Origin of the sequence: Chitinophaga caeni (assembly GCF_002557795.1) — a bacterium.
Taxonomy (GTDB): Bacteria; Bacteroidota; Bacteroidia; order Chitinophagales; family Chitinophagaceae; genus Chitinophaga; species Chitinophaga caeni.
Map to the genome: position 1 here is coordinate 3,157,719 of NZ_CP023777.1, position 23,223 is coordinate 3,180,941.

A 23,223-nucleotide genomic window follows, 5' to 3' on the forward strand; every position below is an offset into this window, starting at 1 on the left:
TGCTTTCGTTAAATCGACTAGTTAATTTTAGTTTTTAGAAAGATGGGCAGAACAAAATCGGGGATCAATAGTTATATAGTTGTATGATTTTATTTTTCAGGATCACAAGTACAACTATCATTTAATTTAAATCCCCGGCCATGTTTAATCTCGATAAAGATTTCAAAGCTTTCGCGAAAGGTCTTAAAGTTGACCACGAACCGGATTCCAGCAAGGAACAACAACGGAACACCCCCGAAAAATCGATGCCTTTCTCCGACCAGATCGGTAATTATCAAAGAAATAAAGGACTGCCCCGCCAATCTTTTGATGACAGTAAAGTCTTCATTGTCGGGAGTGGCATTGGAGGAATGGCAGTGGCTTATTATATGATCCGCGATGGGCATATCCCGGCAGAGCATATCACTTTCCTGGAACAGTTGCATATAGAGGGAGGCTCTTTGGATGGCTCCGGCAATGCAAAGGAGGGATACCTAATTCGCGGTGGCCGGGAAATGGATATGACCTACGAGAACCTTTGGGATATGTTCCAGGATATTCCTGCCTTAGAAATGCCGCCACCTTACAGTGTTTTAGATGAATACAGGCTGGTTAATGATAATGATTCCAACTACTCCAAGGCCAGGTTGATTCATAAAAAAGGCTTGATCCAGGATTTTAGCAAATTCGGATTAGCCAAGAAGGATCAGTTAGCCATCATCAAACTTTTATTGAAGAAGAAAGAGGACCTGGATAATATCACGATCGAAGATTATTTCAGCGAATCTTTCCTGGCAAGCAATTTCTGGACATTCTGGCGTACGATGTTCGCTTTTGAAAACTGGCACAGCCTCTTGGAATTAAAACTCTATATGCATCGGTTCTTACATGCGATCGATGGTTTGAATGACTTATCTTCCCTGGTTTTCCCGAAGTATAATCAATACGACACTTTCGTTACCCCCTTGCGCAATTTCTTGAAAGCAAAGGGTGTTAAAATCCAATTTAACACGTTGACCAAGGATCTTGATATGCATGTTAATACCGAAGGGAAAGTCGTTAAAGAACTCATCACCGACCAAGGTGGAAAAGAAGTTCGAATCCCGGTAAGGGAAAACGATTTTGTGATCGTGACAACAGGCTCCATGACGGAAGATACGGCGTATGGCGACAATAAGAATGCGCCGGTAATTACCATCGATAATAGCACCAGTGGCAAAAGCGCCGGGTGGATGTTATGGAAAAATCTTGCGGCCAAATCTACCGTGTTCGGTAAGCCGGAGAAGTTTTGCAATAATATTGAGAAGTCTGCATGGGAATCTGTTACACTAACCTGTAAACCCTCAGCTTTAGTTGAAAAACTTAAAGCTTATGCCGTCAATGATCCATATTCTGGTAAAACGGTTACCGGTGGAATTATTACCATTACGGATTCCAATTGGTTGATGAGTTTTACTTGCAATCGGCAACCGCATTTCCCCGGGCAGCCAGGTGATGTATTGGTCTTATGGGTATATGCTTTGTTCATGGATAAAGAAGGCGACTATGTTAAAAAGCGCATGCCGATGTGTACCGGTGACGAGATATTGGCTGAACTATGCTACCATCTGGGTATCATTGACCAGCTAGATGATGTTATCAAAAATACGATCGTTAGGACTTCCTTTATGCCTTATATCACCTCCATGTTTATGCCGAGAGCTAAAGGGGATCGGCCCCGTGTTGTGCCTGATGGCTGTAAAAACTTGGCATTGATAGGACAATTTGTTGAAACGAATAACGATGTCGTATTTACGATGGAAAGTTCGGTGAGGACTGCCCGGATAGCGGTTTATGAACTGTTGAATTTAAATAAGCAAGTGCCTGATATCAATCCATTACAATATGATATCCGCCATTTATTAAAAGCAGCGAAAACGCTGAACGACGGCAAAACTTTCCTCGGGGAAGGATTACTCCGCAGGGTATTAAAGGGCACTTATTTTGAACATATTTTGCCGGTAGGAGATGTAGAAGAGGAACAAGATTCCTTCCTGGTAGAAAAAATCAACCAGTTTAAGGATTGGATTAAAGGAATTACGGGGTAAGCTACGGTTCAACTTCTCTGATGACAGGGGCAACCATCTTTGTGGTTGTCCCTGTCATTTATTTTTTAACTAGGATTATAGCAACACACCCGGTGTAGTACAGTTATAGCAAATTAATTTGGATGTTGCATAACAAACAGAAATGTTTAACCGGGAATAACTGTATCATGATCTCCTTATAATTATTAAGCCATCAAGGCTCCCATTAACATCTCGGGATATCGTGTTCCTGAAACCACACCCGCCGGTAAAATCTCATCGATACTTTTTAGCTCTTCGGCGCTTAAATTCACATCCCCGGCAGCGATATTTTCTTCCAAGGTTTTTATGCGTTTCGTACCGGGTATCGCTATGATATTTTCACCCTGTGCTAATACCCATGCAATGGCCAGTTGTGCGGGAGTACAGCCTTTATCTGCCGCTAAGCTTTCTACCCGCTTAACCAGTTCCAGGTTCTTGTAAAAATTCTCTCCCTGGAAACGTGGCATATGCACCCGGTGATCCTTGATGTCCCCGGGATTCTTGATGTCCCCGCTTAAAAATCCGCGGCTTAAGGGCGAATAAGCCACCAGTCCTATACCGAGTTCCTTAGTTGTTGGCAATACTTCCGATTCAATATCCCTGCTCCATAATGAATATTCAATTTGTAATGCTGTAATCGGGTGAACAGTTGCAGCCCGGCGCAGCGTGTCGGCTGATGCTTCCGATAAACCGATGTACCTGATAACACCTTTTTGTACCAGGTCCGCTAAAGCGCCCACGGTTTCTTCTACCGGAACATTGGGATCAACCCTCGCCGGCGTGTATAAATCGATGTAATCCGTTTTCAATCTTTGCAAGCTGAACAGCACCGCGTTGCGTAAATAGTCGGGGTGTGCGTTTACCGGCCCGAAGCCGACGCTGCCATTAGGTCCAGGGGATCTAAATTGCCCGGTTTTTAAAGATATAAATGCTTGTTCCCTCTTGCCTTTGATCGCTTTGGAAATAATTTCTTCATTATGTCCCATGCCGTAAAAGTCGGCAGTGTCTAGGAAGTTATGTCCCAGTGCTAAAGCCCTTTCAATGGTCGCGACAGATTGTTCATCATCGCTTTCTCCATAAGCGCCTGACATTCCCATGCAGCCTAAGCCTACCGCTGAAACGAGCGGCCCGTTTGTTCCAAGTTTCCTATTCATAATATGTAGTATTTGTAAAACAAAGTTCTACATCTGGAAGAAAAGGAACCCGGACAAAGCGTATTATTTCCCTGACAAATCCTGAACGAAGCCAGAAACCGTTTTTCCCGTAACTTTTTTAAACAAGCGGGAAAAGTATTCAGGATCATTATAGCCAAGGTCAAATGCCAGCTCCTTGACAGAGCTTTCAGAATAGTACAGTCGCCGCTTAGCCTCTAAAATAAGCCTGTTGGTAATAAATTCTTTGGGAGAGAGGCCGGAGTAATGTTTAACGATGTAATACAAGCTGTTGGTATTCAAGGCAAGTTTTGCCGCGATGTCATTAATCGTTGGATGCTCCCTGAGCTGCTCTTCAACGAATTGTTTAAAGCCGATGTATTTCGATAGCTTATCTTCCACGAGGTTTTCACGGCTTAAAAAATACGCCGTATTGATCTCTGTCAATAAGCTGTTGAGATGGGCTAATATCAATTCCGTATCCGCATCTGCCGTACTTAATAATTCGGCCAGCATACCGAAGATGTGTTGCAATCGCTGGGCGGCATTTCCCGTAAAGTGTATCTTTTGTTGGTTAAAGGGATTAATAAGAAAGGGGTATTGCTTGGGCAACCTTGATAAACAACTTTCGTCAAAAGCCAACTTATAATAGTCGGTTCCCTGCTTGCTCGGCGGTAATTGGTGTATTTGATGGGGCAAAATAAAAAGAAGTTCGCCGGAGGCTACATCGTAATGTTGCAAGTCCACGCTGTGTCGGGTAGTACCATCTATCATGAAGATGAAGAAATAATGCGTCTTACGGTGTGTTAAGCTGTATTGCTTGATTACCGCTAAAGGCAACTGGCCGAAATTCGGCGCAACTAACCTGATCGGTAAAGTATGATGTTGCGTGTGTTGAAAAATGTATGGGCTAAGGTTTTCCATGGTTCAAAAGTAAGGAAATTGATACTGCTAAAATGGTAAGCATCTGTTTTATATCTTATCCATAATTCTTATTTTCAAGGCATCCATCACCCATCAATTGTATCGGGTAAAAAAGTTTTATTTTTTTATTGTAGCTTGCCGTGAATAATTAATATACCTATTTTATTGCCTTCTCCCGGTACATATCAAGAAAATGAATTGTTGGTCAAAGTTGCTTCCGGCGATAAATATGCGCTGGCGGAAGTGTACAAACTCACGTATACCCGGTTGTATTTCATTGCCAAGCGCTTGGTAGATGAAGATACGGCCAAAGATATCGTATCGGAATCTTATGTCAAGCTGCTTCATCAACCCAGGTCTTTTGAAAGCCTGGCACACATCGCCAATTATCTTGCTATCATGACTCGGAATGCTTGTATTGACTGGCTGAAATCAGAAAAAAAAGAACAGCTTGAGCAAGAGGCATTTAATTATATCACCGGGGATGGTCTTGAACTAGGTGCCCATGAGCAGGATGATATCAGGGCCGCATTATATAAAATGGTATTAGACGAGATTGAAAAATTACCGAAGCTGGCAAGAACTGTCTTCAAATTGAGCTATATCGAAGGTAAATCGAATGCCGATATTTCGGAAATATTAAATATCAAAGACAAAACAGTCCGCAATAAAAAGGCCGAAGCGCTCCGGGCATTAAGGCTTAGCCTGGGCCCTGCTTGCACGCTGATCGGCATTTTAAAAATTTTCCCGGGAATTTAGGGGACATTCATCATCTTTTCCAGTATATATATTATCTATGGATTACACTTCTAATAGTGAACATATCGCCGCGTTGATTTTTAAATCGATGAAAGCGGAGCTTTCGCAAGATGAACAGGCCGAATTGGATGCCTGGAAACGCCGCGATCCTGCTAACGAAGCTCTTTTTATAGCGCTGACGGACCGGGCGATGCTCCAGCATGAATTGGGACAGCTATTGGATGTAGAAGCCAGGATTCAACATAAACTGGGCTTAGAGGAAGATTTGCCAACTAAACTCCGTCCTGTAAGGAATCCTGTTTATAAATGGATCGGGGTGGCCGCTTCCGTAATTTTGATATCGGCCTTGACTTATTTCTACTGGAAACCGGATCGTGCAAGGGTGGTTGAAGCGATTCATCCCGGTACGGATAAAGCGGTGCTTACCCTGGCAGACGGTTCCACTATTTTGTTGGATAGCACCGGGAACAGGTTTATCAAGCAAGGAAATGCTTCCGTACATCAAGCAGGTGGCTTATTGAGCTATGAAATGAAACGTAACGGGAAGGATAACCCTGTTTACAACACATTGAGCACACCCAAAGGCGGACAATTTAAAGTGGTATTGCCGGATGGTTCCCGGGCTTGGCTCAATGCCGCGTCTTCCATCCGTTTTCCGTTGGCATTCCAGGAAAATGAAAGGCGCATAGAAATAAGCGGGGAGGTCTTCCTCGATGTAGCGCAGGATGTTCAGGCTCCTTTCAAAGTAAAGGTGGGCGATGACTTGGAAATCCGGGTACTCGGTACCCAGTTCAATATCGATGCATATTCAAGTTCCGGAAATATTCAAACTACCTTGTTGGAAGGTAGCGTAGGAATAATAAGAGATGGAAGGCAAATATTATTAAGTCCCGGTGAACAGGCTGTGGCCACACCTGCGCAAATAAAGGTGAATAAAGCCAACCTGGATAAAGTGATCGCTTGGAAAAACGGGATGTTCAACTTCGAAGATGTAAGTCTCAAAGAAGCTATGGAAGAAATCGAGCGCTGGTACGATATCGAGGTTATTTATGAAAATGGTGTGCCGGAGATGAGTTTTTCCGGTAAGATCAGCCGCGATATCAGCCTGGATGAACTTTTACAGGTTTTTGCAGGAACGGATTTGAAATTTAGATGGGAGCCGGGAAGGAAATTGATCATTACCAAGTAAAGCAATCAAAATCGAATCTTCTATAAAACAGTAAACCGGAAGTGCGCTAACACTCCCGGTAATATCAGGCTGAATAGAAGTGACACGGAAATATCTCTTTTTATCAACCAAAACGAATGCAATTTATGCAAAAAAATGCGTATTGTTTCGGTGCAGGAATCCTATTGCCCAAACGCGGCCCTGCCCGGTATTCAACCATTATCAAAATCATGTTGGTCATGAAGCTGGCATTATTCATCACCATATTTACATTGGCACAAACTTTTGCAGCCCTGAGGGCGCAATCGGTCACTTTCTCAGGGGCTTCGGTTCCATTGAAGCAGGTGTTTAATGCGGTAGAAAAGCAAACGGGCTACGCCGTTTTTTATAGCAATAAGGATATTTTGAAATATGCTAAACCTGTCACCATCCAAGCGGAACATTTACCGCTTTTGGAGTTTTTGGATAAAGTATTGTTGTATCAAAATATTGTATATAAAGTAACCGGTAAGACCATTATTTTGAGGGTAGGGGAAAGTCATTCCGAAATTTCTAATGACGGTAATCTACCCGTTCCGGAATCACTGCCGCCGTTAAATGGACGTATCGTCGATACCTCGGGCGCCCCGTTATATGGTATCAACATCCGTGTGAAAGGAAAAAAAATGGGTACTGTTAGCGATGCGAACGGTCGTTTCTCGATCGAAGTATCACCGGGGGATGTGTTGATCTTTTCTTCCGTAGGTTTCGAAACCCTTGAAGTTGCCGCGGCAGATTTGCAGGATGGAACACCGCTGGTTCTAAAATGGAGCAATACAGGTCTTAAAGAAGTTACTATTAACAAAGGATATTATAGCACTACCCGGAGACTCAATACGGGTAATGTCAGTAAAGTTACCAGCAAGGTAATCGAAAACCAACCTGTTAGCAACCCCCTGGCTGCACTTACAGGTCGCGTAGCAGGACTGGACATCGTCCAGCAAAGCGGGCTGCCCGGTACCGGCTTCACGATACGCTTACGCGGGCTTAACAGCGTGCGTCCTGGAGCGAATGCCCCTTTAATTATCGTGGATGGCTCCGCTTATCCTGCCGGGTCTTTTAATACGGTTAACGGTTCATCACCTATAGGATACGTGGATATCAGCCCGCTGAATAGCCTTAATCCTAACGATATCGAAAGTATCGAGGTATTAAAAGATGCCGACGCGACCTCTATTTATGGCAGCCGGGGCGCCAACGGGGTTATCCTCATTACTACAAAGCAAGGCCGGGAAGGTAAAACACTGGTCAATCTCAACGCTTCTACAGGCTTCGCGGAAATGGCCAGCAAGCAACCGGTACTCAACAGGAGACAATACCTGGATATGCGGTACGAAGCGATTAAAAATGATGGCCAAACGATCGGGACGGCGCCCGCCAGCTCCGTGTACGACCTGGTAAAGTGGGATACAACCCGCAGCACCGATTGGCAGGATGTAATTCTCGGGGGAACCGCTCAATATACCCGCGCGCAAGTTTCTCTTTCCGGCGGCAATGCCAATACTTCTTTCGGCTTCAATGCAGGGTATTCCAGGGAAACCACCATCATGCCGGTAGACCTGGCCAACGAAAAATATAATGGCAGGCTGAGCGTTAACCACAGTTCCAAGAATAAAAAATTTACCGCTCAACTCGGCGTTACTTATGGTATTGATAACAACCGTTTGCCCGGTTGGTCGATCGCCAGTTTTGCCTTAACCTTACCACCGATCGCTCCACCTCTTTATGATTCCACGGGAAAACTTTACTGGGGTCCAACAGATGGCGCTTACCAAAATCCATTGGGCCGCTTACAGGAAATCTATGACGGCAAACTGTCTAGCCTGGTAAGTAATGCTGTACTCAGTTATCAAATCATCGACGGTTTGCATATCAGGGCGAACCTAGGTTATAACGTGGTGCAAAACAGGAGTTCTTCAAAACGGGGACAGTACTTTTTTAACCCGGCAGAATGGGTTAGCCGCGGACAGTATTTGCGGCAAACCATTGATATGAACCTAAGCAACGCCACCTGGAATATCGAGCCGCAAATCGATTACGAAAGAAAGTTAGGGCCCGGTAAATTGAATGTATTGCTCGGTACCACCTTTCAAAAAACCGTGGGCGAAGGTTCCTACTTAACAGTGCAGGGATATTCTGATGATGGCCTAATGGGGAACCCTGCTTTCGGTACGATACGTACACCGAATGCCGAAAATACGAAGTATTTATACAACGCGGTATTCGGTAGGATCAACTACAACTTGGACGAAAAATACATATTGAATCTCACCGCGCGCCGCGATGGTTCCAGCCGTTTCGCACCCGGCAACCGCTTTGGCAACTTCGCCGCGATAGGCGCTGCATGGATATTCTCGGATGAAAACTTTATTAAGAATAATGTACCGCTACTCAGTTATGGCAAATTGAGGGGTAGTTACGGTACTACCGGGAACGATGTAATTCCCGATTATGGTTATATGTCGCTCTACACGGCTTCAACATATAATTTTGATGGTAGCATCGGTGTAACGCCAACGGGTTTGGCCAACAAAGATTATAGCTGGGAAACCACCAGGAAGGCAGAACTGGCCTTGGAACTGGGCTTCTTCAATGATCGCATCTACCTTGCCACCAGTTATTACAATAACCGCTCTTCCAATCAATTGGTGAATTATCCTTTACCTTCTTTCGTAGGTTTCGCCGGGGTACAGGTAAACATGCCCGCTATTGTAAGGAATACCGGTTTCGAGTTCGAGCTGAATACCACCAATATCCGGAGCAAAAATTTCCACTGGAATACATCTTTTAATGTTGCATTACCGAGAAATAAACTGGTACGTTACGACAATATCGAAGGTTCCTCTTATGCAAATACTTACATCGTAGGTCAACCATTATCCATACAGAAAGCTTACAATTTTGTTAGGGTAGATGAAAAAACAGGGCTCTACGTTTGGCGCACGGCGGCGGGTGTTGATACCTCTAATGCAAGGGCGCTTACCTTGTCGGACCTAACGGTACCTATTAATGTGGGCAAACAATTTTTTGGCGGGATCAATAACAGCTTTTCTTATAAAGGGTTCCAACTGGATGTATTCTTTAACTTTTCCAAGCAAGTGGGCCCGTTTGCAAATTTCCCGGCATCTACCATGCGCGGCGGCATTGCTAACATGCCCCTGGATCTTTACGAACGCCGTTGGACGCAGCCGGGCGACATGACCGATGTGCCGAAGCTATTTAATAATCCTGCATCCGCCGCCGCCAACACCTACGTTGGTTCCGCTTATAATGAGACTTACTACACTGGTATCACTTTTATGAGGTTAAAGAACCTGGCGCTTTCTTATGCTTTACCCCGCAACTTGATGGAACGTTGGAAGATGCAATCTGCCAAGGTATATGCACAAGCCCAGAACCTGTTTACAATTACGAACTACAAAGGCTGGGACCCGGAAAACGCATCCGCGAATATCCCGCTGTTGAGAGTAGTAACCGTAGGTATTCAACTTACCTTTTAAATCATTTGTTTATGTCAAGAATCATCATCATATTTTCTATATTCGCCCTCTGCGCATCCTGCAAAAAATTTGTTGAACTTACCCCGCCGGATACTTCGCTGGAAGCCGATAAGGTTTTTCAATCCGATATCACGGGCATTTCAGCGGTTACTTCCATCCTGGGGGAACTCGGGGGATATAATTCTTTCTCCCAGGGTTTCGGTGGCATCAGCATCGTAAGTGGCCTGGTGGCCGATGAACTTACCACGGTTTCAATACAACCCGCTTACCAAGAAATATATACCAACACCCTCTTGCCTGGTAATACCATCATAGCAGAAATATGGAACCGCGCTTACAAACATATTTATGCAACGAATGCTATCATCGAGGGCGCTAGCCGTTCCACGGCTTTGTCTACGAATGCCCGCAACCAAATATTAGGGGAGGCATATTTCTTAAGATCGTTTTTATACTTTCAATTGGTCAATCTTTTCGGGGATGTACCATTCCTCACCGGGACAGATTACGAAAAAAACTTGCAAGCTGCCCGCGAACCGGTGAAAAATATTTTAAATAATATCGCGGAAGATCTCAAGCTGTCTAAATCGATGTTATCGGTCAACTACTTGGATAATACGGGCGCCGCCACCACTAAAAGGATCCGCCCCAACAAATGGGCGGCCACGGCCTTGCTGGCAAGGGTTTATTTATACCTCGAAGATTGGCCTAACTCGGAATTACAAGCCAATGAAGTAATCTCGCAAGCCGCTACCTATATCCTGGATCCGAACCTTAACAATGTTTTTAAACCCGGTACACGGGAAGCCATTTGGCACCTGCCACCCGGTATTACCACCAACGGGCAAACTTTATATACGGGAGACGGAAGTAGCTTTTCTGTTAATTACATCAAGAGTTTCGGTGTCGGGCCGCAATCTTTCGGTTACGATCTGAGCAATTATATACCGGATAGCTTCGTGGCGCTTTTCGAACCCGGCGATGCACGCAAATCCAGTTGGATTGATTCTTTGAACGATGGTACCCGGAAATACTACGTGCCATATAAATATAAAACAGGTATAGATGCCGTAGGTACCTTGGATTATTTAATGGTACTCCGTTTGTCGGAGCAATACCTGGTCCGCGCCGAGGCAAGGCTCGGGCAAAATAATTTTGATGGCGCCCGCCAAGACATTGACACGGTTCGTTCCCGGGCAAGATTGTTGCCGACCACTGTCCCAAGCACAAGGGCAGGCATCATGGCAGCCATCGAGCATGAGCGGCAGTTGGAATTATTCTTGGAATGGGGGCAGCGTTGGATGGATCTGAAACGCTGGCCGGGCATCAATAACCCCGCTATTTCCCGCGCAGAAGAAATCATGTCGGTCGTTACACCGGTAAAAGGCGGTGTTTGGGATGAAGATTGGCTCAGGTTTCCGATCCCTGTCAACGAGGTACGGAACGGCCCCAATATGTCACAAAATGATGGTTATCCTCAATAAATAAATTAGCAGGCCGGCAGTTCACATAACTGCCGGCTTTTTTATAAATGCTATACAAGTTTGTAAGCTCCTACCAGCAAGGCTTCCCGGAAATCCAAGACAAAATAACACAGCGCGCCGGTTCAGAAAGTTTTCCCCCGGGTATTCATGGCGTGCCCCTGCGGGTCGGGCTGCTACAGGGTACGCTTCGCTCCCGTGCTACGCACCGGCGCCTGCGTCGCCGCCTTCCGCATCCCTCACGCAAAAATTCCATTCAATGAAGCTGTTGCTACCCGGTCGAGGTGTAAAAATTCACTGGCCCTGGTTAATTTCAGCTTAAAATCTGGAAAACTTGAGCCAGCGCATCCCAAAAATGAATATATTTATTTCATGTTTGAACAGGCTTTTGGATAATAGCTATTGGTAGCAACCGAATTTTTGATATCAAGCTGCTTTTTATGTAACCGGTGGTGAGCAAACTAATTAGACTTTAGTATTTACCTGTAATACAAATATTTCACGTTATGAGAAGAAGACAATTTCTGCAATCACTAGCGGTTGGAGCCGTTAGCTTGTCCGCAACTTCGTCCTTATTTGCGAGGGCGCCCCATAGTAAATCCTTGGGATTACAACTTTTTTCAGTGAGGGATTACGTGGCCAAAGACCTGGAAGGTACCTTGGAACGACTTGCCAAGATCGGCTATAAAAAGCTGGAAATCTACGGTTACGATGGGAAATTCTTCGGCAAAACTACAGCCGAGTTTAAACGGATCCTGGATAATACCGGCATGAAGGTGATCAGCTCGCATCACACCACCGGCATCGCCATGAAAATGAAAGGCACACTGACCGATGGTTGGGATAAGGCGGTGGAAGATATCCATAGCCTGGGAGCGAAGTATATGGCCTGCGCATTTCTTTTCCCGCAAGAAAGAACGGCGGAGAATTATGCAAAATTGCCTGATCTGCTCAATAAATCTGGCGAAAAATCCAAGAAGGCCGGTATTCAATTCGCCTATCACAACCACGATTTCGAATTTGAAAAATATAAGGATACCTTGGTATACGATTACCTGGTCAACAGCACGCAAGCGAACCTGGTAAAGATGGAAATGGACCTTTATTGGATCAGTAAAGCGGGGCATGACCCGGTGGCGTATTTCGATAAATATCCCGGTCGCTTCCCGTTGTGGCATGTTAAAGACATGGAAGCCGGCACTGGAGATATCACGAATGTAGGCGGGGGTGTCATTAACTTCGATAAGATCTTCGCCGCCAGGAAAAAAGCCGGGCTCGAACAATGGTTCGTTGAACAGGATGTAAGCAAAGGAGACATGTTTGAAAGTATCAAGAAAAGCTATGATTACTTGATCAAGAAACCTTACGTATAAGCGAACAAAAAGATATATGTGATTTGAGAAACGGGGATCTTCCCCGTTTTTTTATTAATTACGCTTTTTGCCCTTGAAGGGGTGTTTCCGTAATAGAAATAAGATAAAATAACCGCATTTACCCACTTCGGAAGCCCTATGGGGTACTTCCGAAGTGGGTGGGGGTACCTCTGAAGTGGGGGTGGGTACTTCCGAACTCCGGTTTCGGGATTATTTGAAGGTCTATACCCTCCGGGCAAGTGGGAGGGGGTACTTCCGAAGTGGGTACCTTCCTGCCGATTTTAATAAAATCGGCTTTTTTAGCTGTTTTTTGCCTGTTTTTGCCCGGATGAAAGCCCTCGGAAACGGGGATATCCACCTAATTTATCCAAATATCCGGTTAAAAGATCCTCGCTTGGAGTTCCGAAGTGGGTGGGGGTACTTCCGAAGTGGGTGGGGGTACCTCCAAAGTGGGAGGGGGTACTTCCAAGGTGGGTAGGGGTACTTCCGAAGTGGGTATTTCCCGGGAATAGGTTGATTTTTCAAAGGGCTATAATAATCATTAGGAATTATAATTGACCAAATAAGGTTATAACTTAAGGTTATGACCAATAATATAAATGAATGAGATAATACAAGCCATGGTAGCTATTTTTGGAGCATGAAAACGCAAGATTCAAGTGCGGCTATTCCACAACAAACAGTTAAGCGCATCAGTAAGCTGATCAATTTAATGGTGGTGCTGGTTATTTTAACCCTGGCCATGCTGGCCAATTTTTACTGGTTTTATCAACCGCGGCAAGCATCCAACCCCCAACCGTCGGAGGAGTTAAAAAGCAATGCTCCTCAATTACCATCCGTATCGGCCTTTCCTATCATGCCATTTCCTGCTAATGATGAAGGGAAACTAGCCGAATACGGGAAAAAACTAATTACCGAAACTTACAAGTTCATCGGCCCGGAAAGCGCTTTGAAGATAACGGGGAATCATCTGGCCTGCTCCAATTGCCACCTAGATGCCGGGACGAAAGCCTTCGCCGCCCCTTATATCGGGTTAATGGGTGTCTTCCCAATTTATATAGGCCGGGAGAATAAAGTTGAGTCGCTGGAGGAGCGCGTGAACGGTTGCTTTGAAAGGAGTATGAACGGTCATGCCCTGGCTGATACAAGCAAGGAAATGCGGGCGATCGTAACTTATATTAAACACCTGAGCTATAATACAGGTGTTGGCAAAAGACTCGAAGGACAAGGCTTTACCAAAATTGAGGTACCCAACCGTGCTGCTAACTTGGTAGCGGGAGCGAAAATATACAAGGCGAAATGTGTTTCCTGCCACGGCGATCATGGGCAAGGATTGCCCGGTTCCGGTGGCAACAAAGAAGGAGGGTATATTTACCCGCCCTTGTGGGGTAATGATTCTTATAACGATGGCGCCGGCATGGCGCGTTTACTTACCGCGGCAGCATTTATTAAAGGAAATATGCCGTTCGGAGCCAGTGCGGCAACTTCCATCCTCAGCGATGAAGAAGCGTATGATGTCGCGGCTTTCGTGAATAGCCATGACAGGCCGGTAAAAAGGAACAAGGAACTAGATTACCCCGATTTAGCGAAGAAACCAAAAGATTGTCCTTACCCTCCTTACGCGGATAACATCCCGCGGGAACAGCATCGCTATGGGCCATATTTTACCGCCCGTTAAACTTAGCTTGGGTAAAGGAAAGCATCCCGGTAAATTTACAATGTAAAGAAATATGTCATTCAATATTCAATCAATAATTATGAGAAAGTATCTATTCCTGTTGTTAGCGTTAGTGGTTGTATCCCGGGCGGGATTCGCACAAGGTCAAATTGAACAGCATCGACAGTTCACCGGTGCGAAAGCGGGGAAGTCCTTCTACAAGGCTATTTACCAATTAGACACCAATGTACCTGGAAGAATAAACAAGGCCATCAGGAACATTAATAACCTATTGAATGACCCACGTTTGAAAGGTAAAATTGAGGTTGAACTGGTGGCTTTTTCCAAGGGAACGGATGCTTATCTGAAGAACTCCGGTTTTGAGAAGGCATTCAGAGAGTTGGCAGAGAAAGGAGTCATAATCGCGCAATGCGAAAACACGATGAGGGAAAGGAAACTGTCTAAAGACCAACTGTATGATTTCGTTGCTTACGTTCCTTCGGGGAATGGTGAACTGGTCATAAGGGGTAGTGATGGTTGGGTAATCGTGAAACCATAAGCAGTTAAATAATATCGGAGATGAAAAAGATCATATCTTGTATTGGCGCGGGTATAATTACGATCGCCGTACAAGCTCAAGAACACCGTTTTGATCCACCATGGAACGATGCGCCGGAAGCCGCCGTGAATTTTACTGTTCCCGGTATTGATAATGTCCCGGATATTTATGGTGATATCAATGATCCGCAACTTGTTGTTTTTTTTGCCGGGAATCAATTCATGTGCGTGGACGATTTATTAGCTGCTTTTAAAAAGCAGTACCCGCAATACAAGCGCGTCCTTGTTGAAACTTTACCTCCCGGGATATTGGCTAAACAAATTCAGGGTGGGAGTTTAACGATAGGGAATATGCGCATTACCGTGCAGCCGGATATTTATGCCGCCGGGAAGGCCAGGGTGGCATCCATGAATACATTGTTTTCTGATACGGCAACCTATGCATATAATTCCTTAAGCTTGATGGTGCATCAAGGGAACCCTAAGAAGGTGGCGGGTTTGAAAGATCTATCAAGGGAAGATCTGCGCATCAGTATGCCTAACCCTGCGTGGGAAGGCATCGCTAAACAAATCGAAAAGGCGTATATCGCTGCCGGGGGTGAGCGCTTGCTGGAGGCAGTCATGAAAACAAAGGTTGCGGATGGTAGCACTTGGCTCACCAAGATCCACCATAGGGAAAGTCCCTTAAGGATATTAAATGAACAAAGCGATGTGGCCCCGGTATGGTTGTCGGAGGTGCTTTACCAGGAAAGGATGCATCACCCGGTGGAATCAATAAAGATACCGGCATCGGAAAATATCAGGGCAACTTATGTTATCGCGAAATTGAAGCATGCTATACATAGCTGCGCTGCTACTGATTTTTTTAACTTTATGCAGTCCGATGAGGTAAAAAGAATTTACCGTAAATATGGATTTGATACGGATGGATGATTCATTTTATAGCATTGTTGTCCGACTAAAATTGTATTAAATCTACTTGGATTCCTTACCTGGTCAAGGACATAAGCGAAGGATGATCTATTCAGCCCCGCCAACAACACCGTGGAACTTCGCACTGTTAATAGCGAAGCTATATAGTAGTACAAAAGCTGGATCGCGGGTGGACATTGAATCGAACTTTTGAGGCGACGATAATTTTTTCATTGAAAATTTAGTCGAACAATAATGATTTTATAGTTAGATTATATTTAGGAATAAATTACAAGTAAAATTTATTAACATGGATAAAAGGCAATCCAGCTTATAGGGATTGCCTTTTGCATGCCAATGCATTTTACCGTTTGGCAAGCTATTTCATGAAGTGTTACATCGATTTTATTATGGCTATTTATTTGGCATGTCAAAATAAGGTGATTTTAGTGCACCATGGATCGTTTAGAAATAAATATTTTATGCGACGAAATATTTATTGCCAGGAGATGGACATGCAAAAATGAATAGCAGCAATGGTGAATATTACTTCCCCGGCCAATTAATAGGCAAATTGGATACAATTTTTGCTATATTAGTTGGGTGTTAAATAACACTGCTTTAATAATTCCATTATGAAACAAGGTCTTTTTATCGGTATGTGTTGCCTGTTAGCACTCGGCAGCCAAGCACAACAAAAATATTTATTCATCGGTACCTATACGGAAAATGCACAGCAGGGCATCCATGTACTTAAGTTTGATGAAAATACAGCCGAAACAAAGGAAGTATCGGTGACTCCTTCTGTAAACCCGTCTTACTTGGCAATATCGCCCGATAATAAATTTTTATACGCGGTAAATGAAAATGGCGGTGGAAATGGGGCGGTCAGTGCATATCAATTTAATTCGTCTAACGGAACATTAACTTTTATCAATTCTCGCCCCAGCGGTGGCGATCATCCATGCCATGTTGTTTTGGATAAAAGCGGGCGCTGGTTAGTAGTGTCTAATTACTCGGGTGGAAATTTTTCTATTTACCCTGTTGATAAGGATGGTGCAATAGGCGCAGCGGTGCAAGTGGTGCAGCATAAAGGTACAGGCGCCAATAAAAATAGGCAAGAGAAGGCGCATGTACATTCTGCCGCCTTTTCTCCCGATGGGAAATACCTGTTAATCATGGATCTTGGTATCGATAAGATCATGATTTATAATTTTAATAAGGTTACCGGGAAAGTAAGTTCTGCCAAGCAGGCATTTGAGTCGGTGTTGCCGGGTTCCGGTCCCAGGCATTTTACTTTTTCCCCTGGTAATAAATTTGCTTACCTAGTCGAAGAGTTAAGCGGTACGGTAACAGTATATGCTTACCACGAGGGTAGGTTAACCAGGTTACAATCTATTTCATCATTGCCGCCCGGGGCTACTATCATGAATCATGATGCCGGGAGTGCCGATATTCATATTAGCCCGGATGGAAATTTTTTATATGCTTCCAATAGGGGTACTGCCAATAATATTGCGATATATGCAGTGGACAATCAGTCCGGGAATATTAAAAGCATCAGCTTTCAACCGGTATTAGGAAAGGCGCCGAGAAATTTCAATTTCGACCCTAGTGCCAAGTATTTATTAGTCGCCAATCAAAATACGAATGAGGTCGTGATTTTTGAAAGGGATATGCACACCGGGATGTTGTCGGATACCGGGAAGCGGATCAAGGTTTTCAAGCCGGTTTGTCTGAAGTGGTTGAATTGATCGTGCGCGGGTAGAGCCAAGGCATACCTTGGCTTTACATTACGAGATTGTTAAATCCCGGGAAGGGATGGTTATTCGGCATGGCAAAAGTGTTCTTACCTGTACATAAAATGTTATGCTATGAAAAAACAAACCCTTTTGCTAGGCTTATTAGCCTTCAGTTTTATGAGCTGTCAAAAAGAGCTTACCGGTCCTGTTGAACCCCAAGATTTGGAAGCCCACGATGTATCAACCCTTGAAAGCCTGGTTGTTAACGCTAATGAATGGATGATGAATTTACCGGGTAGCATGAACTTAACACAACTGTCCATCCCCGGTACACATGATAGCGGCGCCCGTTTTGAACCGATCGGCGGTACGGCCAAATGCCAGGATCTCACCATTTCGGAGCAACTAAATGCCGGGACCCGTTTCCTTGACATCCGCTGCCGTCATATCGATGATGCCTTCGCCATTCATCACGGTTCTATTTATCAGAATATGAACTTTACCGATGTACTCAATATGTGTTACGACTTCCTCGATGCACATCCTTCTGAAACCATCGTGATGAGTGTAAAGGAAGAATACAATTCTTCGAATACAACGAGGAGCTTCGAAGCTACCTTCGATTCTTATATACAATTGAATCCCTCAAAGTGGTACATGCAAGCATCAGTACCGGATTTGGGTGATGTAAGGGGAAAGATCGTTTTGTTGCGCCGGTTCGGTGCATCTACGACGCCTAAGGGTATCGATGCAACGAGCTGGGCCGACAATACCACCTTCAGCATTTCTAATGCAAATGCATCATTAAGGGTACAGGACCAGTATCAAGTGCCGGATAACAATACCAAGTGGACGAATATCACGAACCTATTCAATGAATCCGCTACTAATAGTAACAGTACATTGTATATAAACTTCAGTAGTGGTTATAAACCTTTGATCTTTGGTATTCCCAGTATAACAACTGTTTCGAATAATATTAACCCGAAACTGGAAACTTATTTTACAACGAATACCGGCGGTAGATTTGGTATCATCCCGATGGATTTCGCAAATGCCAACCGGAATAAGTTAATCATCGATACCAACTTTTAATCCTTTTAGTAAATATTAAAATTCTTGAAACAAAAAATCCCCTCCCGTGAATATTACGGGAGGGGATTTCCTGCTTTATAATATTTAAAATAATCGCTTAGAATTTGAATCCCACGGAGGCAACTATAGTACTGGTGCTCAGTTTTGTGCTGCCGGAAGAAATCGGCAAATCGGAATACTTGTATAATAAAGTATAAGGGTAATAAGTGTCTTTCTGCATGCTATTCACATACGTAAGATCAACAAACATGCCCTTCCCGCGGTAGCCGACACCGCCGCTGAGGCGCTGGATGCTGGCATCGAAATCGCTGTTCTCATAAGGGGAACCGTAATAAGCGTATCCTGCACGTACGGCAAACCAATCAAACTTCAATTCGCCACCCACGCGGGCATTGAACGTTGCCTTGTAAGTTGCTTTAATATCCTCGTTCACTTGATCCGAAATCGATTGAAAACCCGGGAATTTATAGCGGGAGGTGCTATAATCAATATAATCTACATCGGCAGTGATAAAACCTTGTTGCTTCGCTGCCTGGAAGGTCCCGAATACGTAGGAGAGGCTTCCCGTAGCTTTTAACGGCGTCCTGTAGTTATAAGAAAATTCCAACGGGTAACCGTCATTTAAATCGGTGGTAGCAGTCATCCTTTCTGAAGATCCATTAACTTGGAAGTTTTCTGTATTAGCCAAAACGCTGTTGTTTGTTACGTCGTTCATGCTGTACCAGGTAGGAGTATGAAAGGCTACGCCGATCCTCACGTTACTAACGGGGGCGTAGATGGCGCCAATTTTAATGTTTACGCCCGTGCCTTCCGTCTCTTGGTTCACGTTGTAATCGAAATATTTAAATTCATTCAGATCATCACCGGAAATATCGTCTTCTTGATATAGGCGTTCCTGTTTATAGCGGAGGATGGTATAGCCTAAGTTCATCCCGAGGTATAGCTTATCGCCATAATTCGTGGCAAATGAAAGGTTGGTTTCATAGATTCCGCCTGATTCTACCTTCCTGTCGCGTTGTTGTATACCGGTGGTCGGGTTTACGCTGGTAAACCAGGAAGGGTTATTAGGGGAAACATTAAATGTATCAACCAGGTACGTGTTTACCGCTAATCCTGCGCCATCAACATAATTAGTCAAGGCATCGCTTAAACTAGCCCCGTCTTCGGTAAGTTGTTGCACCCACCTGTCAGACATTGAATAATTATAGTTATCGCCTTCCAGGTAAGTTACACGCCTAAAATTAGCGATTGTATTTACGCCGATGCCCACGGTAAAGTTTCTCCACGGAGAGCTGGGTTTCATATTCGGCATCGATAGTACAATCCCGATGGTTGGAACCTGCAATCCATTTTTATTCTCCTTGTAAGTACCGAATTGATTAGGATTTTGTGTGCTTAAAGCATACTTCGTCGTATTGGTATTGAAGAAGAAATTAGGGGCGATAACGATTTCGCTGGTGTTGTAAAACCCTAGTCCCGCCGGGTTTATACTCGATGCGCTATAATCTCCACCGAGTGAACCCATCGCGCCGCCTATAGCTTGCGAGCGGGCAGTACCTACCGGAACGGTTTGGCTATACCTGAGGGCTTCCGAAGCATCTTGGGCTTTGAGGATCGTTGTAGAGAGCGTTAGCATGGTACCGGCTAATAGAAGCCTTTTCAATCTTATATTCATCATTACAATCAATTGTCAATTATGTTTATGCAGTATTACTGAACTACTATATAACGATAATCAGGGTTATCATGGTATAAAAATACCCCGGGTAACCATTTGCTTACACCGGGGCATTCGATATTTTTCGGTAAAATTAACCTCTTGAACGTACTGGCCTACTTGCACCGCTGCTGCGTGAACCGCTGCTTGGAGGTGACACGGAACGTACCGGCGCTGATGATGACCTAGATGGAGTATATGACCTTGTCGGGGCGCTGCTCCTGTTGTAATTGGAATTACTTGGTCTTACATCACGGTAAACGCGTGTTGGCCTAGATGGGGGAGAATAACTTCCGTTGTTAGTTGATCTCCTGTAGTTGTTATAAGCTGGACTGGTAATTGCTCTTTCGTTAGGCGCTCCACGGAACACTCTCCTTGGAGAAGATATGCCGGATGAAGTACCCGGTGCAGCAATTCTTCCGCCATCGTTAGCGCTTCTTACTACTCTCGGTGCACGGGCGCCAGAGCTGTTTGTAAATTGATTATTTACAGTCCTAACGGTCCTGGTATAAGAACCCCTGGAGGTACTTCTGGGTCCCCATGAGCTGCCGGGGCGGGAAGTGTAATATCCTGGGTGACCATAATAACCACCACCGCCATAATAATAATGGCCGGGATAATACCACGGTGAATACCAGGAGTTATAGAAGGGGCTGCCCCATCCGTATCCGAAATAGAATGAACTACGCCATCCTAATCCAAATCCCATTGACCAGCCTGGGTATCCCCAAGAAGAATAATACGGTGAATACCAAGAACTGTATGGAGAATACCACATGCTATAAGGAGAATACCAAGAATTAGCCCAGGCGCCGTTTCGGAAACCGGCATTGTACCCTGAATTATAACCATCCCAGTAATTGCCGGAATAATCATTATGGAACCTGTTTATGCGGCGTGCGTATTCATTCTCATCTTCCGAACCGTTGACATACGTGGCATTACCATCATCGTCATAAGTAACGTATTTTTGAGTTTCTTCTAATTCGATCGCTTTATCAGGCGATTTATTAGAAGCATAAGCTTTTTTCGAACGTCCCGAAGAATAATAAACATCATCGGGCGTTTTCGCTGTTTTGTAGGCAGAAGAACAGCTGCTCAAGAGAAACAGCAGTACACCTGCTCCGTATAGTATAGGTTTCATCTGCATTGGTTTATTTATAGTGTAAATTTAATCAAATTAAACGAATTTTTTCGTAGAAAGCTGCTTACGCTAACGGGTTTTATTATCTTCGCACACCGGCAGGTGTTCCTACAGTAATACAACGTCCCGGTAGCGCACTTTGTTACACTTGAAATACAACAAAAATTACGCCAAATATTAAGAAAATATCTTTTATTTTGCAATGGTATTTATGTTGTTAAAGTGTTGATTTTCAATGTTAAAAGTTAAGAACTTATTGCAATTCAAAATATATGAGTAAAGAGATCACGGCACGTTCACAAGATTACGCCCAATGGTATAATGATTTGATTCTGAAAGGTGGTTTGGCCGATTATTCGGCCGTAAGGGGTTGTATGGTGATCAAGCCATACGGTTTTGCGCTTTGGGAAAATATGCGCGATGTTTTAGACAGGATGTTTAAAGAAACGGGGCACCAGAACGCTTATTTCCCGCTATTCATTCCAAAAAGCTTCCTGAGCCGCGAAGCGGATCACGTGGAAGGCTTTGCCAAGGAATGCGCGGTTGTAACGCATTACCGGCTTAAAAATGATCCTGGTGGCGGTGGCGTGATCGTGGATCCCGAAGCGAAGCTCGATGAAGAGTTGATCGTTCGCCCGACCTCTGAAACCATTATTTGGAATACGTACAAGGACTGGATCCAATCTTACCGGGATTTGCCGCTGTTGGTAAACCAGTGGGCCAACGTGGTGCGTTGGGAAATGAGGACCAGGTTGTTTTTGCGTACCGCCGAGTTTCTTTGGCAGGAAGGTCATACCGCCCATGCTACCGCCGAAGAGGCCGTGGCCGAAACGAAGCAGATGTTGGATGTATATGCTGATTTCGTTGAAAATTACATGGCGGTGCCTGTAATAAAAGGTGTGAAATCACCTTCGGAAAGGTTTGCCGGCGCCGTAGATACTTATTGTATTGAAGCGCTGATGCAAGATGGTAAAGCTTTGCAAGCCGGAACTTCGCATTTTCTCGGTCAAAATTTCGCGAAGGCTTTCGATGTTAAATTCTCTAACAAGGAAAATAAACTTGATTACGTCTGGGCTACCAGCTGGGGCGTTTCTACCCGCTTGGTCGGCGCCCTCGTAATGGCCCACAGCGATGATGAAGGCCTGATTTTACCTCCTAAAATTGCTCCTATACAGGTCGTTTTTGTACCGATCTATAAAGGTGATGATCAAAAGGCTGCTATCGATGATAAGGTTCACGAGATCATGGCAGAATTGAAAAAGGCCGGGATCAGGGTAAAGTATGATGATGGTGATAATGCACGCCCAGGTTGGAAGTTCGCGGAATATGAGCTGAAAGGTGTACCGCTAAGGGTGGCCATCGGGGCCAGGGATATTCAAAATAACGTGGCGGAAGTGGCCCGCAGGGATACCCGCAGCAAGGAAAGTCTCCCGCTCGATAACCTGGCCGGGCAACTGGTCGAATTGCTTGATAATATCCAGCAATCCATGTTTAACAAGGCCAAGGTGTTTAGGGATGAGCATATCACGAAAGCTGATACTTTCGAAGAATTTGAAAAATTATTGGAGGAAAAGACCGGTTTCGTTTCCGCTCACTGGGACGGAACGACTGAAACGGAAGAAAAAATTAAAGAATTAACTAAAGCGACCATTCGTTGTATACCGCTTAATAATCCCCAGGAAGAAGGAAAATGTATCCTAACGGGTAAACCTTCGAAAGAAAGGGTGTTGTTCGCGAAAGCATACTAAAGATTTGAACACTCATGCCCGTGCCGATAGTGCGGGTATGAGTGTATTTTTGATGACCCGTAATGCATAAAATGTTTGTTGGTTAACCTAAGAATTACTATTTGTTTTAAATTAACAATAAAATACATTTAACTTAACATACGTAATTTGCTAGTAAAGAATTAAATT

16 protein-coding genes are annotated in these 23,223 nt (G+C 44.4%); 12 read left to right on the forward strand and 4 right to left on the reverse strand.

Features of this window, described 5'->3' with window-relative positions:
- The first annotated feature begins 140 nt into the window (after positions 1 to 140).
- Complete coding sequence (locus tag COR50_RS13310; protein WP_098194440.1) at positions 141 to 2,066, forward strand: oleate hydratase; 1,926 nt, start codon at positions 141 to 143, stop codon at positions 2,064 to 2,066.
- A gap of 185 nt (positions 2,067 to 2,251) precedes the next feature.
- Here COR50_RS13310 and COR50_RS13315 read toward each other — a convergent pair whose 3' ends face one another.
- Both COR50_RS13315 and COR50_RS13320 read right to left on the reverse strand, forming a co-directional pair.
- A complete protein-coding gene (locus COR50_RS13315; protein ID WP_232516166.1) occupies positions 2,252 to 3,241 on the reverse strand; it encodes an aldo/keto reductase in 990 nt (329 codons plus the stop codon).
- Positions 3,242 to 3,304: 63 nt separating this feature from the next.
- A complete protein-coding gene (locus COR50_RS13320; RefSeq protein WP_098194442.1) occupies positions 3,305 to 4,162 on the reverse strand; it encodes a helix-turn-helix domain-containing protein in 858 nt (285 codons plus the stop codon).
- 165 nt (positions 4,163 to 4,327) lie between these two features.
- Here COR50_RS13320 and COR50_RS13325 point away from each other — a divergent pair, with 165 nt between their 5' ends.
- From COR50_RS13325 to COR50_RS13380, 10 genes are all read left to right on the forward strand, one after another.
- The gene (locus COR50_RS13325; protein ID WP_157760827.1) at positions 4,328 to 4,921 is read left to right on the forward strand and encodes an RNA polymerase sigma factor; all 594 of its coding nucleotides are present in this window, start codon (positions 4,328 to 4,330) and stop codon (positions 4,919 to 4,921) included.
- Between the two features lie 37 nt (positions 4,922 to 4,958).
- The gene (locus COR50_RS13330) at positions 4,959 to 6,110 is read left to right on the forward strand and encodes a FecR domain-containing protein (RefSeq protein ID WP_098194444.1); all 1,152 of its coding nucleotides are present in this window, start codon (positions 4,959 to 4,961) and stop codon (positions 6,108 to 6,110) included.
- A gap of 125 nt (positions 6,111 to 6,235) precedes the next feature.
- A complete protein-coding gene (locus COR50_RS13335; protein ID WP_157760829.1) occupies positions 6,236 to 9,628 on the forward strand; it encodes a SusC/RagA family TonB-linked outer membrane protein in 3,393 nt (1,130 codons plus the stop codon).
- 11 nt (positions 9,629 to 9,639) lie between these two features.
- Positions 9,640 to 11,112 (forward strand): RagB/SusD family nutrient uptake outer membrane protein, encoded by a 1,473-nt coding sequence (locus tag COR50_RS13340; RefSeq protein WP_098194446.1) that lies wholly within the window; start codon positions 9,640 to 9,642, stop codon positions 11,110 to 11,112.
- A gap of 503 nt (positions 11,113 to 11,615) precedes the next feature.
- Positions 11,616 to 12,482: a sugar phosphate isomerase/epimerase family protein gene (locus COR50_RS13350; RefSeq protein ID WP_098194448.1), complete on the forward strand. Its 867-nt coding sequence runs from the start codon at positions 11,616 to 11,618 to the stop codon at positions 12,480 to 12,482.
- Between the two features lie 640 nt (positions 12,483 to 13,122).
- Complete coding sequence (locus tag COR50_RS13360; protein WP_198405645.1) at positions 13,123 to 14,160, forward strand: c-type cytochrome; 1,038 nt, start codon at positions 13,123 to 13,125, stop codon at positions 14,158 to 14,160.
- A 79-nt stretch (positions 14,161 to 14,239) separates the two neighbouring features.
- A complete protein-coding gene (locus COR50_RS13365; protein WP_198405646.1) occupies positions 14,240 to 14,698 on the forward strand; it encodes a DsrE family protein in 459 nt (152 codons plus the stop codon).
- Between the two features lie 20 nt (positions 14,699 to 14,718).
- Positions 14,719 to 15,630, forward strand: a complete 912-nt coding sequence (locus COR50_RS13370; RefSeq protein ID WP_098194451.1) for a substrate-binding domain-containing protein — start codon at positions 14,719 to 14,721, stop codon at positions 15,628 to 15,630.
- Between the two features lie 614 nt (positions 15,631 to 16,244).
- The gene (locus tag COR50_RS13375) at positions 16,245 to 17,363 is read left to right on the forward strand and encodes a lactonase family protein (protein WP_232516167.1); all 1,119 of its coding nucleotides are present in this window, start codon (positions 16,245 to 16,247) and stop codon (positions 17,361 to 17,363) included.
- A 120-nt stretch (positions 17,364 to 17,483) separates the two neighbouring features.
- On the forward strand, positions 17,484 to 18,446 hold the full coding sequence (locus COR50_RS13380) for a phosphatidylinositol-specific phospholipase C (RefSeq protein ID WP_098194452.1): 963 nt from the start codon (positions 17,484 to 17,486) through the stop codon (positions 18,444 to 18,446).
- 97 nt (positions 18,447 to 18,543) lie between these two features.
- Here COR50_RS13380 and COR50_RS13385 read toward each other — a convergent pair whose 3' ends face one another.
- Positions 18,544 to 20,124: an OmpP1/FadL family transporter gene (locus COR50_RS13385; RefSeq protein ID WP_098194453.1), complete on the reverse strand. Its 1,581-nt coding sequence runs from the start codon at positions 20,122 to 20,124 to the stop codon at positions 18,544 to 18,546.
- A 133-nt stretch (positions 20,125 to 20,257) separates the two neighbouring features.
- The gene (locus tag COR50_RS13390) at positions 20,258 to 21,307 is read right to left on the reverse strand and encodes a hypothetical protein (protein ID WP_157760831.1); all 1,050 of its coding nucleotides are present in this window, start codon (positions 21,305 to 21,307) and stop codon (positions 20,258 to 20,260) included.
- 272 nt (positions 21,308 to 21,579) lie between these two features.
- On the opposite strand from COR50_RS13390, the gene proS reads away from it, so the two are divergent.
- Positions 21,580 to 23,055 carry a proline--tRNA ligase gene (gene proS, locus COR50_RS13395; RefSeq protein WP_098194455.1) on the forward strand — a complete coding sequence of 492 codons (1,476 nt, stop codon included), beginning with the start codon at positions 21,580 to 21,582 and terminating at the stop codon, positions 23,053 to 23,055.
- The last annotated feature ends 168 nt before the right edge of the window (positions 23,056 to 23,223 follow it).

Excerpts from the sequence above, each read along its gene's own strand:
- COR50_RS13365 (WP_198405646.1), top strand. The coding sequence starts at position 14,240 with ATGAGAAAGTATCTATTCCTGTTGTTAGCGTTAGTGGTTGTATCCCGG.
- COR50_RS13360 (WP_198405645.1), top strand. The coding sequence starts at position 13,123 with ATGAAAACGCAAGATTCAAGTGCGGCTATTCCACAACAAACAGTTAAG.
- COR50_RS13375 (WP_232516167.1), top strand. The coding sequence starts at position 16,245 with ATGAAACAAGGTCTTTTTATCGGTATGTGTTGCCTGTTAGCACTCGGC.
- COR50_RS13330 (WP_098194444.1), top strand. The coding sequence starts at position 4,959 with ATGGATTACACTTCTAATAGTGAACATATCGCCGCGTTGATTTTTAAA.
- COR50_RS13370 (WP_098194451.1), top strand. The coding sequence starts at position 14,719 with ATGAAAAAGATCATATCTTGTATTGGCGCGGGTATAATTACGATCGCC.
- COR50_RS13340 (WP_098194446.1), top strand. The coding sequence starts at position 9,640 with ATGTCAAGAATCATCATCATATTTTCTATATTCGCCCTCTGCGCATCC.
- COR50_RS13390 (WP_157760831.1), bottom strand. The coding sequence starts at position 21,307 with ATGAAACCTATACTATACGGAGCAGGTGTACTGCTGTTTCTCTTGAGC.
- proS (WP_098194455.1), top strand. The coding sequence starts at position 21,580 with ATGAGTAAAGAGATCACGGCACGTTCACAAGATTACGCCCAATGGTAT.
- COR50_RS13310 (WP_098194440.1), top strand. The coding sequence starts at position 141 with ATGTTTAATCTCGATAAAGATTTCAAAGCTTTCGCGAAAGGTCTTAAA.
- COR50_RS13350 (WP_098194448.1), top strand. The coding sequence starts at position 11,616 with ATGAGAAGAAGACAATTTCTGCAATCACTAGCGGTTGGAGCCGTTAGC.
- COR50_RS13315 (WP_232516166.1), bottom strand. The coding sequence starts at position 3,241 with ATGAATAGGAAACTTGGAACAAACGGGCCGCTCGTTTCAGCGGTAGGC.
- COR50_RS13335 (WP_157760829.1), top strand. The coding sequence starts at position 6,236 with ATGCAAAAAAATGCGTATTGTTTCGGTGCAGGAATCCTATTGCCCAAA.
- COR50_RS13320 (WP_098194442.1), bottom strand. The coding sequence starts at position 4,162 with ATGGAAAACCTTAGCCCATACATTTTTCAACACACGCAACATCATACT.
- COR50_RS13385 (WP_098194453.1), bottom strand. The coding sequence starts at position 20,124 with ATGATGAATATAAGATTGAAAAGGCTTCTATTAGCCGGTACCATGCTA.
- COR50_RS13380 (WP_098194452.1), top strand. The coding sequence starts at position 17,484 with ATGAAAAAACAAACCCTTTTGCTAGGCTTATTAGCCTTCAGTTTTATG.